Source organism: Variovorax sp. OK605, from assembly GCF_900115445.1.
Classification (GTDB): domain Bacteria; phylum Pseudomonadota; class Gammaproteobacteria; order Burkholderiales; family Burkholderiaceae_C; genus Variovorax.
Genome location: NZ_FOWL01000002.1, coordinates 757,565 through 769,887 on the forward strand (window position 1 = coordinate 757,565; position 12,323 = coordinate 769,887).

General features: G+C 67.2%; 15 protein-coding genes. 3 read left to right on the forward strand and 12 right to left on the reverse strand.

Annotated features, from left to right (window positions below):
- Positions 1–4 precede the first annotated feature (4 nt).
- Positions 5–1,051, forward strand: a complete 1,047-nt coding sequence (locus BM013_RS07975) for a sigma-70 family RNA polymerase sigma factor (RefSeq protein WP_093124972.1) — start codon at positions 5–7, stop codon at positions 1,049–1,051.
- Between the two features lie 30 nt (positions 1,052–1,081).
- Positions 1,082–2,602 (forward strand): 23S rRNA (uracil(1939)-C(5))-methyltransferase RlmD, encoded by a 1,521-nt coding sequence (rlmD, locus tag BM013_RS07980; RefSeq protein WP_093124975.1) that lies wholly within the window; start codon positions 1,082–1,084, stop codon positions 2,600–2,602.
- Positions 2,603–2,660: 58 nt separating this feature from the next.
- Here the strand turns inward: rlmD and BM013_RS07985 are convergent, their stop codons facing one another.
- Entirely contained in the window at positions 2,661–3,362 is a 702-nt protein-coding gene (locus BM013_RS07985) for a Bax inhibitor-1/YccA family protein (protein WP_093124977.1), read from the reverse strand.
- Between the two features lie 195 nt (positions 3,363–3,557).
- On the opposite strand from BM013_RS07985, the gene BM013_RS07990 reads away from it, so the two are divergent.
- A complete protein-coding gene (locus BM013_RS07990; RefSeq protein WP_007830736.1) occupies positions 3,558–3,965 on the forward strand; it encodes a GlcG/HbpS family heme-binding protein in 408 nt (135 codons plus the stop codon).
- 182 nt (positions 3,966–4,147) lie between these two features.
- Here the strand turns inward: BM013_RS07990 and hemP are convergent, their stop codons facing one another.
- The 11 genes from hemP to BM013_RS08045 form a co-directional block, all read right to left on the reverse strand.
- On the reverse strand, positions 4,148–4,360 hold the full coding sequence (gene hemP, locus BM013_RS07995) for a hemin uptake protein HemP (protein ID WP_093124980.1): 213 nt from the start codon (positions 4,358–4,360) through the stop codon (positions 4,148–4,150).
- Positions 4,361–4,463: 103 nt separating this feature from the next.
- On the reverse strand, positions 4,464–4,877 hold the full coding sequence (locus BM013_RS08000) for an ExbD/TolR family protein (RefSeq protein WP_093124982.1): 414 nt from the start codon (positions 4,875–4,877) through the stop codon (positions 4,464–4,466).
- A gap of 5 nt (positions 4,878–4,882) precedes the next feature.
- Positions 4,883–5,596 carry a MotA/TolQ/ExbB proton channel family protein gene (locus BM013_RS08005; RefSeq protein ID WP_093124984.1) on the reverse strand — a complete coding sequence of 238 codons (714 nt, stop codon included), beginning with the start codon at positions 5,594–5,596 and terminating at the stop codon, positions 4,883–4,885.
- A gap of 22 nt (positions 5,597–5,618) precedes the next feature.
- Positions 5,619–6,311 (reverse strand): energy transducer TonB, encoded by a 693-nt coding sequence (locus BM013_RS08010; RefSeq protein ID WP_371279697.1) that lies wholly within the window; start codon positions 6,309–6,311, stop codon positions 5,619–5,621.
- Positions 6,312–6,433: 122 nt separating this feature from the next.
- The gene (locus BM013_RS08015) at positions 6,434–6,706 is read right to left on the reverse strand and encodes a (2Fe-2S)-binding protein (RefSeq protein ID WP_093124988.1); all 273 of its coding nucleotides are present in this window, start codon (positions 6,704–6,706) and stop codon (positions 6,434–6,436) included.
- 126 nt (positions 6,707–6,832) lie between these two features.
- On the reverse strand, positions 6,833–7,513 hold the full coding sequence (locus BM013_RS08020) for a Fe2+-dependent dioxygenase (protein ID WP_093124991.1): 681 nt from the start codon (positions 7,511–7,513) through the stop codon (positions 6,833–6,835).
- Between the two features lie 114 nt (positions 7,514–7,627).
- On the reverse strand, positions 7,628–9,103 hold the full coding sequence (locus BM013_RS08025) for a sulfite reductase subunit alpha (protein ID WP_256221422.1): 1,476 nt from the start codon (positions 9,101–9,103) through the stop codon (positions 7,628–7,630).
- Complete coding sequence (locus BM013_RS08030; protein WP_177225431.1) at positions 9,100–10,107, reverse strand: FAD:protein FMN transferase; 1,008 nt, start codon at positions 10,105–10,107, stop codon at positions 9,100–9,102. The genes BM013_RS08025 and BM013_RS08030 overlap by 4 nt, the downstream gene beginning before the upstream one ends.
- Before the next feature lie 17 nt (positions 10,108–10,124).
- A complete protein-coding gene (locus BM013_RS08035; protein WP_093124993.1) occupies positions 10,125–10,931 on the reverse strand; it encodes a DUF4198 domain-containing protein in 807 nt (268 codons plus the stop codon).
- Positions 10,932–10,995: 64 nt separating this feature from the next.
- The gene (locus BM013_RS08040; RefSeq protein WP_177206396.1) at positions 10,996–11,496 is read right to left on the reverse strand and encodes a DUF2271 domain-containing protein; all 501 of its coding nucleotides are present in this window, start codon (positions 11,494–11,496) and stop codon (positions 10,996–10,998) included.
- A gap of 68 nt (positions 11,497–11,564) precedes the next feature.
- Entirely contained in the window at positions 11,565–12,209 is a 645-nt protein-coding gene (locus BM013_RS08045) for a PepSY-associated TM helix domain-containing protein (protein ID WP_093124998.1), read from the reverse strand.
- Positions 12,210–12,323 lie beyond the last annotated feature (114 nt).

Consider the following 12,323-nt stretch of genomic DNA (forward strand, 5'->3'; position numbering starts at 1 on the left):
TGCCATGGCTGCCTCCCGTCCCCGCCGCACGCTGCCTGTGCGCGGGTCGGCGGGCAAGGGCAGCCCGTCACCGGCAGCGCCCGCTGCTCCCGACGACGAGCGCGATGCCTTCGACGCCAAGGGCGCCGTCGACGCCGAACCCCTGACGACCGATGCCGCGCTGCCTCACGGGGCCGTGGGCGAACTGGTGGGCGGCGAAGGCGCGGACGCCTTGACCATCTACCTGCGCCAGGTCCGTCGCACCGAGCTCTTCACGCCCGCGCAGGAATACGAGACCGCCTGCGCCGCGCGGTCCGGCGACTTCGAGGCGCGGCAATCGATGATCGAGCACAACCTGCGGCTCGTGGTCAACATCGCCAAGAACTACCTGGGCCGCGGCGTGCCGCTGTCGGACCTCATCGAGGAGGGCAACCTCGGGCTGATGCACGCCATCACCAAGTTCGAGCCCGAGCGCGGCTTTCGCTTCTCGACCTACGCGACCTGGTGGATTCGCCAGTCCGTCGAGCGCGCCGTCATGACGCAGGCGCGAGCGATCCGCCTGCCCGTGCACGTGGTGCGCGAGCTGCAGCAGGTGCTGCGCGCGCGCCGCACGCTCGAGGGCGACGCGGAATTCGTGGCGCAACGGCCCGAGGGCGTGCGCGTGGAAGACATTGCGGCGCTGCTCGGTCGCGACGTGCAGTCCGTGGCCGACCTGCTGGCGCTGTCCGAGGCACCGCGTTCGCTCGATGCGGGCGATGCGCGTGGCGACGAAGGCTTCACGCTGGCCGACACCGTGGCCTCCGAGGACGAGCAGGGCAGCCCGACCGAAGTGGCACACAGCCACGAGGTGGAGCGCCTGCTCGACCAGTGGGTGCATGCCCTCGATGCGCGCGAGCGCGAGGTACTGGAAGGCCGCTACGGCCTGCACGACCGCGAGCCCGAAACCCTCGAGGTGCTGAGCGTGCGCCTGGGCCTCACGCGCGAGCGTGTCCGCCAGATCCAGAACGAGGCGCTGGCCAAGATGCGCCGCCAGTTGGCCCGTTCGGGCGTGGGGCGGGACGCGCTGTTCTAGCGGGGTGCGCCGCGCTGAGACAATCGGGGGATGACGGAATCCATCGAAGAAAAGAAAACCCCCACGAACCCCGCCGCGAACCCCGCTGCGACCCCTGCCGCGAAGTCCTCCGCGAAAGACGCCACGAAAGACGCCACGAAAGGCGCCACGCACGCGGGTGACGAGTGGCTGCAGGTCGAGTCGCTCGACCTCGACGCACAGGGCGTGGCCCACAAGGCCGACGGCATGGTCGTGTTCATCGAGGGCGCGCTGCCCTTCGAGGAAGTGCAATTCAACGTCCACCGCCGCAAGAACAACTGGGAGCAGGGCACGGTCACGGCCATTCGCCGCGAGTCGTCGCAGCGGGTGCGCCCCGGCTGCCCGCATTTCGGCCTGCACACCGGCGCCTGCGGCGGTTGCAAGATGCAGCACCTCGACGCCGCCGCCCAGGTGGCCGTGAAGCAGCGCGCGCTGGAAGACAACCTCTGGCACCTCGGCAAGGTGCGCCCCGAGAACCTGCTGCGCCCGCTCGAAGGCCCGGCCTGGCACTACCGCTACCGCGCGCGGCTGTCGGTGCGCCACGTGGTCAAGAAGGGCACGGTGCTGATCGGCTTCCACGAGCGCAAGAGCCGCTACCTGGCCGACATGCAGGTCTGTCCCGTGCTGCCCAAACAGGTCAGCGACATGCTGATGCCGCTGCGCGCGCTGATCGGCTCGATGGATGCGCGCGAGACGTGCCCGCAGATCGAACTGGCGTGCGGCGATGCACCCGAGTCCACGAAGCTCGGCACCATCGCGCTGGTGCTGCGGCATCTCGAGCCGCTGTCGCGCGACGACATCGACCGGCTGAAGGCTTTTGCGGCGCAGAACGAGGGCGTTCAATGGTGGCTGCAGGCCAAGGGGCCCGACACCGTGAAGCTGCTGGAAGAGGGCGGCACGCCGCTGGCCTACCGCCTGCCCGAATTCGGCGTGACGATGCCGTTCAAGCCGACTGACTTCACGCAGGTCAACCCGCACATCAACCGTGCGCTGGTCGGCAAGGCGCTCCGTCTGCTCGACGTGCAATCGGACGAGCGCGTGATCGACTGGTTCTGCGGCCTGGGCAACTTCACCTTGCCGCTGGCGAGCCGGGCGCGCGAGGTGCTGGGCATCGAGGGCAGCGACACGCTGGTCGCGCGCGCCACCGACAACTTCAAGCGAAATGAGCCCGCAACGCCCGTCCGCCGTGCGTTGTCACCTGCAACTTTCGTAGCACGCAACCTGTTCGACATGACGCCCGCCATGCTGGTGGCCGACGGCAGCGCCGACAAGTGGCTGGTCGATCCGCCGCGCGAGGGCGCATTCGCGCTCGCCAAGGCCATTGCCGACCTGCACCAGCAGCCCGAGCTGCGCACCGACGGCTGGACGCCGCCCAAGCGCATCGTCTACGTGAGTTGCAACCCGTCGACGCTGGCGCGCGATGCAGGCCTGCTGGTGCACCAGGCGGGCTATCGCTGCACGCATGCGGGGGTGGTCAACATGTTCCCGCACACGGCGCACGTCGAGTCGATCGCGGTCTTCGAGCTGGAATGAAAGAAGGGCCCCTCGGGGCCCTTCTTGCTGGTGCGCCTGATGCGCGCGGTGCGCTCGTTCAGTCGCGTTCGCCGCCGAAGATGCCCAGCAGCGCCAGCAGGCTCTGGAACACGTTGAACAGGTCGAGGTACAGCGCGAGCGTGGCGCTGATGTAGTTCGTTTCGCCGCCGTCCATGATCTGCTTCAGGTCATAGAGCATGTAGGCCGAGAAGATGCCGATGGCGGCCACCGAGATCACCAGCATGCCGGTGCTCGAGCCGACGAACACGTTGATGACGGCGCCCAGCATCAGCACCATCGCGCCAACGAACAGGAACTTGCCCATGCCCGACAGGTCGCGCTTGATGACCGTGGCCAGCGAGGCCATCACGAAGAACACGCCGGCGGTGCCGCCGAAGGCCGTCATGATGAGTTCGGAGCCGTTCTTGAAGCCGAGCACCATCGCGATCAGGCGCGACAGCATCAGGCCCATGAAGAAGGTGAAGCCCAGCAGCACCGGCACGCCGGCGGCGGAGTTCTTGGTCTTCTCGATGGCGAACATGAAGCCGAAGGCGCCGCCGAGGAAAACGATGAGGCCGAGGCCGCCCGTGAGCGAACGGGTGATGCCGGTGCTCACGCCGACCCATGCGCCCAGCACGGTGGGCAGCAGGCTCAGTGCGAGCAGCCAGTAGGTGTTGCGCAGCACGCGTTGGCGTTCGGCTTGCGCCAGTGGCTGGCCGTAGCCGGCGGAGGTGTCTAGGGTGGTAACGCGGTCGTTCATGGCCGGAGCTCCTGTGGTTGCTGCGAAGACGCAGTTGGGGCGCATTCTAGGGGCCTGCAAGAGCAGGGGAAGAGAAAGACCGTATGCAGGATGTTCCTAAGCCCGCGGGGCCGCTTTCCGGCTTCATTTCGGGCTGAAGACACTGGGGGCGGCATGGCCGTTATGCTGTCGGGTTTTACGCAACCAGAGCACACCATGAAGACCAAGTCATTCCTCGAACTCGCCGACGTCAAGGCCGTGGCCGCCGCAGCAGAAGCCGAGGCTCTCAAGAACAACTGGGCCGTGACCATCGCGATCTCGGACGACGCCGGCAACCTGCTCTGGCTGCAACGCCTGGACGGCGCCGCGGCACTGTCCTCGCACATCGCTCCCGCCAAGGCGCACACCGCCGCCATGGGCCGCCGCGAGAGCAAGGTCTACGAAGACATCATCAACGGCGGCCGCACCGCATTCCTGACGGCGCCTGAAGTGCAGGGCCTGCTCGAAGGCGGGGTGCCGATCGTGAAGGACGGCCATGTGATCGGCGCCGTGGGCGTGAGCGGCGTGAAGTCGAACGAAGACGCGCAGATCGCCAAGGCGGGCATCGCGGCACTCGGCCTCTGATTCTTTTCGTTCGCACAAAGCAAAACGCCGACTTCGAGTCGGCGTTTTCTTTTGAGCGGTTCAGCGTGAAAAAAAGCTTGGCTAGTCGGCGAACCGTTGGCTAGCAAAAAACGACCCTTCGGAGATGAATCTCCTCGAGTCGCCCCACGATGAAACTTGCGCGGAGGGCGGGCTGATTCGACCTACTTGGTCAGGATCAGCTTGCCGAGTTTGGTGGCTTGAAGCCGATAGAGGGACCCGTTGTGCATGATCGCGACGGTCTTGCTTCCTTTCAGAAGCTCCGTGCTTTCGAGCATGGCCACCGGACGCGATGCCTGGATGGACGCATGGCCGCCGCCCGATTGGTCGAGCGAAGGATGGTTCAGAACAGAAAAGGCGTTGGGCGTGGCTGGCATTTGGAGTTCCCTTATCGAAGCGATGACTGAATGATAATGATTCGCAATAAAAAGTCAATCGCCGCGACGAAAAAATTTTCGATCGCGGCGCATGCGATTCAGGTCACTTCGCGTCGGGCTCCGTGATGAAGCCGATCTTGCGCACGCCGGCTTCACGCGCTTCGGACATGGCCTTGGCCACGCGCTCGTAGCGCACGGCCTTGTCGCCGCGGATGTGCAGCTCGGGCTGCGGTTCCTTGGCCGCCTCCGCGGCCAGGCGGGAGGGCAGTTCGCTGTCGTCGATCTTCGTTTCGTTCCAGTAGTAGGCGCCGTCGGCCGTCACACTGAACAGGATGTTCTGCGGCTTGGGCTGCTCGGGCTCACTGGTGGCGCGCGGCAGGTCGATGTTGACCGCGTGCTTCATCACCGGCACGGTGATGATGAAGATGATCAGGAGCACCAGCATGACGTCGACCAGCGGCGTCATGTTGATCTCGTTCATCACCTCATCGGGTTCGTCTTGCGTTCCGAAAGCCATGATGCTCAGCCCTTCTTGAGCGGAACCACGATCGATTCGCTGCCGCTCTGGACGCGGGCGCCGGTCACGAAGTAGGCGTGCAGGTCGTGCGCGAAGGCGTTGAGCTTGGTCAGCACGAACTTGTTGCCGCGCACCAGCGTGTTGTAGCCCAGCACCGCCGGAATGGCCACGGCCAGGCCGAGCGCCGTCATGATCAGCGCCTCACCGATCGGGCCGGCCACCTTGTCGATGGTGGCCTGGCCGGCCGAGCCGATGCTCATCAGCGCGTGGTAGATGCCCCAGACCGTGCCGAACAGGCCGATGAAGGGCGCGGTGGAACCGACCGAAGCCAGGATCGCCAGACCGCTCTGCAGGCGCGCGGTGAACGCGTCGATGCCGTTGCGCAGGGCGCGCGTGATCCAGTCGCTCACGTCCAGCGCATCGTGCAGATGGGCCTTGGTGTTGCGGTGGTGGGCGGCGGCTTCACGGCCTTCGAGGGCCAGCGCGCGGAAGGGGTTGGAGTCGTCGGTGCCGAGCTTGTTCAGCGCGGTGGCGAAGTCTTCGCTGTGCCAGAAGTCTTGAGAGCGCTTGGCGAGGCGCTTGTAGCGAATGACGTCGAGGGCCTTGACGATGATCACGATCCAGGACGCGAGCGACATGCCGATCAACAGCACCGCCACGGCCTTGGTGACGAAATCGCCCTGGTTCCAGACGTTCATCAAGCCAAATTGGGAATCCATACGAAGTTGCTCCAGAGAAAAATTAGTTCAGGACGTAGTTGACGGGGGCGTCGTAAGACATGGCCTGAACCACGCCGTTGACCTTGCCGGGGACGAACCGGCATTTCATGATGTATTCGACGGCGGCCTCGTCGAGGCGATCGAAGCCGCTGGATCTCTTGACTTCCGCGCTCTTGGGCAGGCCGTCGACACCGACCAGCACCCGCACGATGACCTTGCCCTGCTCGCCCAGGCGCTTGCTCATGGCGGGGTAGACCGGCCGCGGATTCTGCAGGTAGTCGGCGTTGCTCGACGGCAGCGACACCGCGGGCGGTGCCGGCGGGGCCGGCGGCGGTGCGGGTGGCATCGGCGGCGCCGGTGGTGTGGGCGGCGCCGGCGGCGTGGCGGGCGGGGGTGGTTCCGGGGTGCCGACCGGCGCCATGGGGGCCGGCGTGGGCTTCGGCTCGCGAATGGCTTGCGGCCGCGGCGGCGGCGGTGCCTTCGTCACCTTGGGTTGGGGCGGCGGCGGTGGAGGCGGGTCGACCTTCGGCGTCGGCGGCTCGACGAACTGGCTCAGGATCTCGACCGGAATCACCACTTCCGCGGCGCGGCGCAGGAGCCCGCTTTGCAGCGCCCAGAGCGCGGCCCCGTGAAAGAGGATGACGCCGCCCGCAATGAGGGCATTGCGGGACAGGCCGAGGAAGGAGGGGGGAGGGGCAAAGCGGTCAGACACGATCAACCATTCGAATGCGGGCACCCTGAAAGGTGCCCCGATTGCAGCAAAACCGCTACGAGGACGCGAGGGGCGTCGCTTGCGTTACTTGCGAAAAATCCACCAGACCGAACCTGCGACCAGGATCAGGCTGCCGCCGAGTGCCGAGACGAGTTCCATGCCTTGCTTTCCTTGATGGAGTTGGCAAGCTGGATCGCCCTCGCACCCGTTTCGCAGTTCAGTGCGGCGACCGGGTGAGACGCGCTGCATTGCGCGACGATATCGCGCGCACAGCCTTCACATTGGCCACATTGGGTGGCCACGCCGAGCTCGAACTGGACTTCGTCGAAAGTCATGCCGGCGCGCACGTGGCGTGCGATTTCGCGGTCGGAGACTCGGCGGCAGACGCAAACGATCATGGCGGTGAAAGCGGCAGTTAGCTGGCTGTTGGAAGTGATTGATTATAAATAAGAATCCATCGCATTTGCAATAACCAGATGTTACGAACCGCCCAACGAATCGGACCCGAGCGGAATTTCGCCCGTTCAGACCTCCGACCAGAGTCGTAACAGGTTGTGATAGTGGCCGGTCAGTGCCACCGTTTCCTCGCATTCGCCCAGGCGGGCGCGCAATTTCTGGATGTTCTGGTCAAGTTCGAACAGCATGCCGCGCTGCTGGTCGCTGCGCACCATGCTCTGCAGCCAGAAAAACGAGCAGACCCGCGCGCCGCTGGTCACCGGGTGGACGCGATGCAGGCTGCTCGCGGGGTAAAGAATGAGGTCGCCAGCCGGCAGCTTGACCTCGTGCGAGCCGTAGGTGTCGATCACCTCGAGCTCCCCGCCTTCGTATTCCTCCGGCTCGCACAGGAAGAGCGTGCACGACAGGTCGGTGCGCAGCTGTTGCGCGCCGCCGGGCAAGGCGCGCACGGCGCCGTCGACATGCACGCCGTAGTGCTCGCCGCCTTCGTAGCGGTTGAAAAGCGGCGGCACGAAGCGCAGCGGCAGCGCCGCGGAGAAGAAGAGGGCGTGGCGGGCCAGCGCGGCCAGCACGGCGCTGCCGAGTTCGCGGCCGATCTGCGATTGCTCGGGCAACTGGCGATTGCGCTTCACCTGCGCGCCCTGGTCGCCCACCGTCTCGCGGCCGTCGGTCCAGTTCGTCGCATCGAGCGCCGCGCGCATGTCGCGCACCTGGGCAGGACTCAGCACGTCAGGCACATGCAGCATCATTTTTCAGCAACTCCACAAATAGGAAGCCTTGGCGGACCCGCCTCGGCTCGAGTTTCGCAAATTCAAAGGTTCGGGCTCCCGTCGCCGCCGCGCAACCCGGCGGGGCGACCGGGCTCAATAGACGTCGCGCCGGTAGCGCCCGCTGGCCACCAGGTCGCTCACGAGTGCCTCGCCGGCGACTTGCCGCAAGGCGCCATCCACGCCCGAGGCCATGCCCTGCAGGCTTCCGCACACGTAGACCGCCGCGCCGTCTTGCAGCCACCGAAGCAGGGTGTCGGCCGACTGCAGCAGCCGGTGCTGCACGTAGAGGCGTTCTGCCTGGTCGCGCGAGAACACCATGTCGAGCCGCTGCAGCACGCCGTTGGCCTGCCAGGCTTCGATTTCCTCACGGTAGAGGAAGTCGTGCGCCGACTGGCGTTCACCGAACACCAGCCAGTTGTCGTGCCGGCCTGCGGCGGCGCGCGCACGGAGATGCGCCCGCAAGCCGGCCAGTCCGGTGCCGTTGCCGACGAGGATCAAGGGGCGGGCTTCGTTGCCGTCGAGCCGGAACCCGCGGTGCGGGCGCAGCCGCAGCGAGACGCTGTCGCCGAGCGTGAGGGTGGAGGTGAGCAAGCCGGACGCCGCGCCCAGCGTGCCGTCCGGGTGCTGTTCCTGCCGCACGAGCAACTGCAGTTCGCCATCGCGGTGCAGCGATGAGATCGAATAGTCGCGCGGATGTGCCGGGTCGCTGGCGATGCCGATCTGCACCAGGTCGCCGGAAGACCACGGCGGCATTGGGCCCGACTGGGGCGCCAGGCCGAGGTGGAAGACCGGCGCGCCGGCGCTGCCCGGATTGAGCAGCTCGCGCGTGACCAGCCGCCAAGGTGCGAACGTCGCCTCCGCGGTGGTGCCGGCCTCGCCGCCCCATTGCGCGTGCCAGGCGGCCAGCGACGCCGGGTCGCTGTTGTCGACATCGATGCGCTCGAATTCGCGCGTGGCGCCGGCCGTATGCAGCCATTCGTCGAGCGCGCGGCCAAAGCCGCAGAAGTTGGCGTACTGGCGGTCGCCCAGCGCCAGCACGGCGTAGCGCAAGGCAGCCAATGCGGGCGGCGATGCCATCACGCGTTCGGCGAACACGCTTGCGCCGTCGGGTGCATCGCCTTCGCCATAGGTGCTGGCGATGAAGAGTGCCCGGTTCGCGGCAGCCAATGCTGGTGCGTCGAGCGCGTTCAGTTCCATCACGCGCGCCGGCGTGCCAGCGGCGCTCAGCTGGCGCGCGGTCTGCCAGGCGATGGCTTCGGCCTGCCCGGTCTGGCTGGCGAACAGCACGAGGACCGGCGCCTTGTCGGTGCTGCTGCCGCTGCCGTTCCCGTTCCCGTTGCCGTTGCCGCTGCCGCTGCCGTTCCCGTTGCCGTTGCCGTTGCCGTTGCCGTTGCCGCTGCCGCTGCCGTTGCCGTTGCCGCTGTTGTCGCTGCTGCCGGTGAGCGCCGCGGCGTCGCGCGCGGCAGCGATTTTTCGCTTCTGCTCGCGCAGGTAGATCGATGCGCACAGCGCCGTGTACGCCACCACCGTGGAGCCCGCGCCCAGCGCGCGCCATGCCATGTCGCTCATGCCGCTGTCGCTGGCGGCCAGGCGGGCGTGGTGCGCACGACGGGCGGCGACGCGTCGCCATGGCTCAAGAACAGCGCCGCGATGCCGTGCCGTTCGGCAAAGCTGAAACCTTCGTCCGGCCCGAGCACCGTCAGCACCGTGGCCAAGGCATCGGCCTGCATGCATTCCGCATGCAGCACGGTGACGCTGGCGAGCGCATGCGCGGCCGGTTCGCCGGTGCGTGGATCGATGGTGTGCGACCAGCTGCGTCCTGCATCCGTGCGCGTGTGCCAACGGTCGCCCGAGGTGGCGACGGCCAGGTCGGCGAGCGCAATGCGGCGCGCTGCGTCCGCTTCGCCTTCGACGAGCACCCGCCACGGCTGGCCGTCCGGCCGCCGCCCGATGCCGCGCAATTCACCGCCGATTTCGAACAGCAGGTCAGTCAGGCCCAGCGCGCGCAGCGCATCCACGCCGTGGTCCACGGCAAAGCCCTTGGCGATGCCCGACAGGTCGAGCGTGAAGCCGCCGGGTTGCGTCAAGCTGCCTTGGTCTGCGTCGAACGCCAGCCGCTGCCAGCCGACGTGCGCACGGGCTTCGGCCAGCGCATCGCCATCGGGCACGCCGTCCTGCCGGGCTTCGGGGCCGAAGCCCCAGCAGGCGACCAGCGCACCGACGGTCGGGTCGATCGCGCCACCGCTGGCTGCATGCCAGCGCGAGGCGCAACGCATCACCTCGGCGAATTCGGCGGGCAGCGCGTGGCGCGACCCGGCAGGCGCGCGGTTGAACCGGCCGATGTCCGAGTCCGGCTCCCAGTGGCTCATCTGCGCGATCACGCGGCTCAGCGCCGCGTCGACCGCGTCGCGCACCTCGGCCAGCGGCCGCATGCGCGGGTTGTCGAAGCGCAGCGACCATGTCGTGCCCATCGTCTGGCCGCCAAGCTGCTGCAGCGTGGCGGGATCGGCGGGGCGCGGGACGGCCGCATTGGCGTAGCCGCCCGCGCGCCAGGTGCTGAACGAAATGCCCAAGGTGGCTTGCTGCCGTGTCAGGGCATCACTTCAAGGGTGGCCGCGTAGCTCAGGCGGCGCTCCTTGGCTTGCGGCACCGTGGTCTTGCCGTCCTTGGTGCTGGCGTCGAGCCAGTACATGCCCGCGGCCGGCCAGGTCACGCTGAACTGTCCCTTGTCGTCGGTCTTGAGCTTGAGCTCCTCGAGCTTGTCGCGGTACTGCGTGTTACCGGCCGTCACGGTCACTTCGAGGTCCTTGGCGGGCTGGCCGTCCAGGTGCAGCGTGAAGGTGGCCTTCTCGCCCTTGGCGAGGTCGGTGGGGCTGCCGGTGGTGATGAGCTCCAGGCCCTGGCCGATCGGCTTGAGCGCCGAGGGCTTGCCGACCGTCACGAAGGTCTCGATGCGGCCGGACGACTGCGTGATCGCCACGTCCTGCGCGTCCGCCGGAATTTCCTTGCCGATGGTCTCGGCCGAGCCGCGCGCGCGCTTGTTCTGCCCGGTGGCCTTGTCCTTCCAGCTCGCGAAGGCACCGGCGTTGATCACGGCGATGCGGTACGTGCCTTGCTGCGCCACGCTCACGTCGAACACGTTGCGCAGCTTGAGCTTGGCCTCGCTCTCGGGCTTGACGCTGCTGCCGTCGGGCGCGGTGATCTGCAGGCCGTCGAGGCGCAGCGGTGCGTGGTTCGCAACGAACAGGTCGTTCGACACCGCGGCGTCGACGCTCACGGTGTCGGCCTTCGAGAACACGGTGGAAGAGGGCAGCAGCCAGGCGTTGTGCGCCTGGGCCAGCGAAGCGGCCGACAGGGCGATGGCGATGGCGGCGGCGCGCAGGGGAAAGTGGGTCATGGCAGGTCCTTGAATGAACGGGAGCGGTTGGGCAGTCAGGCGGCAGTCGAAGGGTCGATGCGCATCAGGGCTTGAGTTCGAGCTTGATCTCGCCCAGCTCTTCCTTGCCCGCGGCCGTCGGTTGCGCCGCGGCCGTGGGCGGCCACTGGAAGGGGATGCTCACGACCTCGCGGCCGCCGACTTCGCGCGCGGCTTCCACCACGAGCTTGTAGGCGCCCGGTGCGAGCTTGGGCATGGCACCCGTGCCTTCGGTGAAGCTCAGCTGGTGCTTGCCGGCGGGTTTGGTCGCGCCCGTCACGCCGTCGACCGGCACGGCGAGCTCGCGGCCGCCGCGGCGCCACCACTGGCGCAGGTCCTTGAGCCACTTGGTGCCTTCACCTTCGGGGTTGTTGGTCTTGGTGCGCACGTCGTACCAGACGGCCAGCGTGCCTGCCACCGAGTTGTCGGCGCGTTCGATCCAGGCGGCCACGTAGGGGCGGTGGTACTCCGAGACGTTCAGCCGCGGGATCTCGACGTTGACGGCCAGGCCGGCCGCGAAGGCCGGAGCTGCGAACAGCGCCGACATGGCGAGCGGCGCAAGGGAATAGCGAACGTGCACGGAAACCTCTTTTCCTGAATCGAAAAACCAACGGATCAATGAATGAACAGCAGCGCGAGCAGCACCGGCACCACCAGCCCCATGCCGACCATCGGCCAGGTGAAGGGGCGGTTGCCCGCGTGCATCTTGAGAATGAACAGGCCGGTGAGCGAGAAGACCAGCGCGGCGCCCGCGAAGATGTCGATGAACCAGCTCCACGCGGCGCCGGTGTTGCGGCCCTTGTGGAGGTCGTTGAAGTAGGAGAGCCAGCCGCGGTCGGTGCGCTCGTATTCGATCTCGCCGTCGGCCAGGCTCAGGCGCAGCCAGGCGTCGCCGCCGGGGCGGGGGAGCGAGAGATAGATTTCGTCGTCGGACCACTCGGCGTCGCGCCCGGCGGTGCCGACGTCCCATTGCTTGTGCACCCAGGCCTGCAGTTCGGCGGGGAGGGGGGCCTTGCCCTTCAGCGCCTTGGCGGCGGGCAGTTGCTTTTCGAGCTGTGTGCGAAGCGGTTCGCCGATGGCGCCATTCAGCTTCGTGATGGCCGGCTTGGCCTCGATCTGCCCCGCGTGATTGAGCGTGAAGCCGGTCACGCTGAACAGGATCATGCCGATCAGGCAGATCGCCGAGCTGACCCAATGCCATTCGTGCAGGGTCTTGAGCCAGTAGGCGCGGCGGCGGTTGTCGGAGCGGGCAGCAGTCATCGGAGGCGCGGATTTTATCCGGTCAAATGAGAATGACTGTTATTCGTGGCCGGTTAAGTTACGTAAAGCAATAAAAAACGGGACCGAAGTCCCGTTGGATGGCAAGCGCGGGGC

Coding starts and splice junctions, on each gene's coding strand:
- BM013_RS07975 (WP_093124972.1), top strand. CDS start 5: ATGGCTGCCTCCCGTCCCCGCCGCACGCTGCCTGTGCGCGGGTCGGCG.
- rlmD (WP_093124975.1), top strand. CDS start 1,082: ATGACGGAATCCATCGAAGAAAAGAAAACCCCCACGAACCCCGCCGCG.
- BM013_RS07985 (WP_093124977.1), bottom strand. CDS start 3,362: ATGAACGACCGCGTTACCACCCTAGACACCTCCGCCGGCTACGGCCAG.
- BM013_RS07990 (WP_007830736.1), top strand. CDS start 3,558: ATGAAGACCAAGTCATTCCTCGAACTCGCCGACGTCAAGGCCGTGGCC.
- hemP (WP_093124980.1), bottom strand. CDS start 4,360: ATGCCAGCCACGCCCAACGCCTTTTCTGTTCTGAACCATCCTTCGCTC.
- BM013_RS08000 (WP_093124982.1), bottom strand. CDS start 4,877: ATGGCTTTCGGAACGCAAGACGAACCCGATGAGGTGATGAACGAGATC.
- BM013_RS08005 (WP_093124984.1), bottom strand. CDS start 5,596: ATGGATTCCCAATTTGGCTTGATGAACGTCTGGAACCAGGGCGATTTC.
- BM013_RS08015 (WP_093124988.1), bottom strand. CDS start 6,706: ATGATCGTTTGCGTCTGCCGCCGAGTCTCCGACCGCGAAATCGCACGC.
- BM013_RS08020 (WP_093124991.1), bottom strand. CDS start 7,513: ATGATGCTGCATGTGCCTGACGTGCTGAGTCCTGCCCAGGTGCGCGAC.
- BM013_RS08025 (WP_256221422.1), bottom strand. CDS start 9,103: ATGAGCGACATGGCATGGCGCGCGCTGGGCGCGGGCTCCACGGTGGTG.
- BM013_RS08035 (WP_093124993.1), bottom strand. CDS start 10,931: ATGACCCACTTTCCCCTGCGCGCCGCCGCCATCGCCATCGCCCTGTCG.
- BM013_RS08040 (WP_177206396.1), bottom strand. CDS start 11,496: ATGTCGGCGCTGTTCGCAGCTCCGGCCTTCGCGGCCGGCCTGGCCGTC.
- BM013_RS08045 (WP_093124998.1), bottom strand. CDS start 12,209: ATGACTGCTGCCCGCTCCGACAACCGCCGCCGCGCCTACTGGCTCAAG.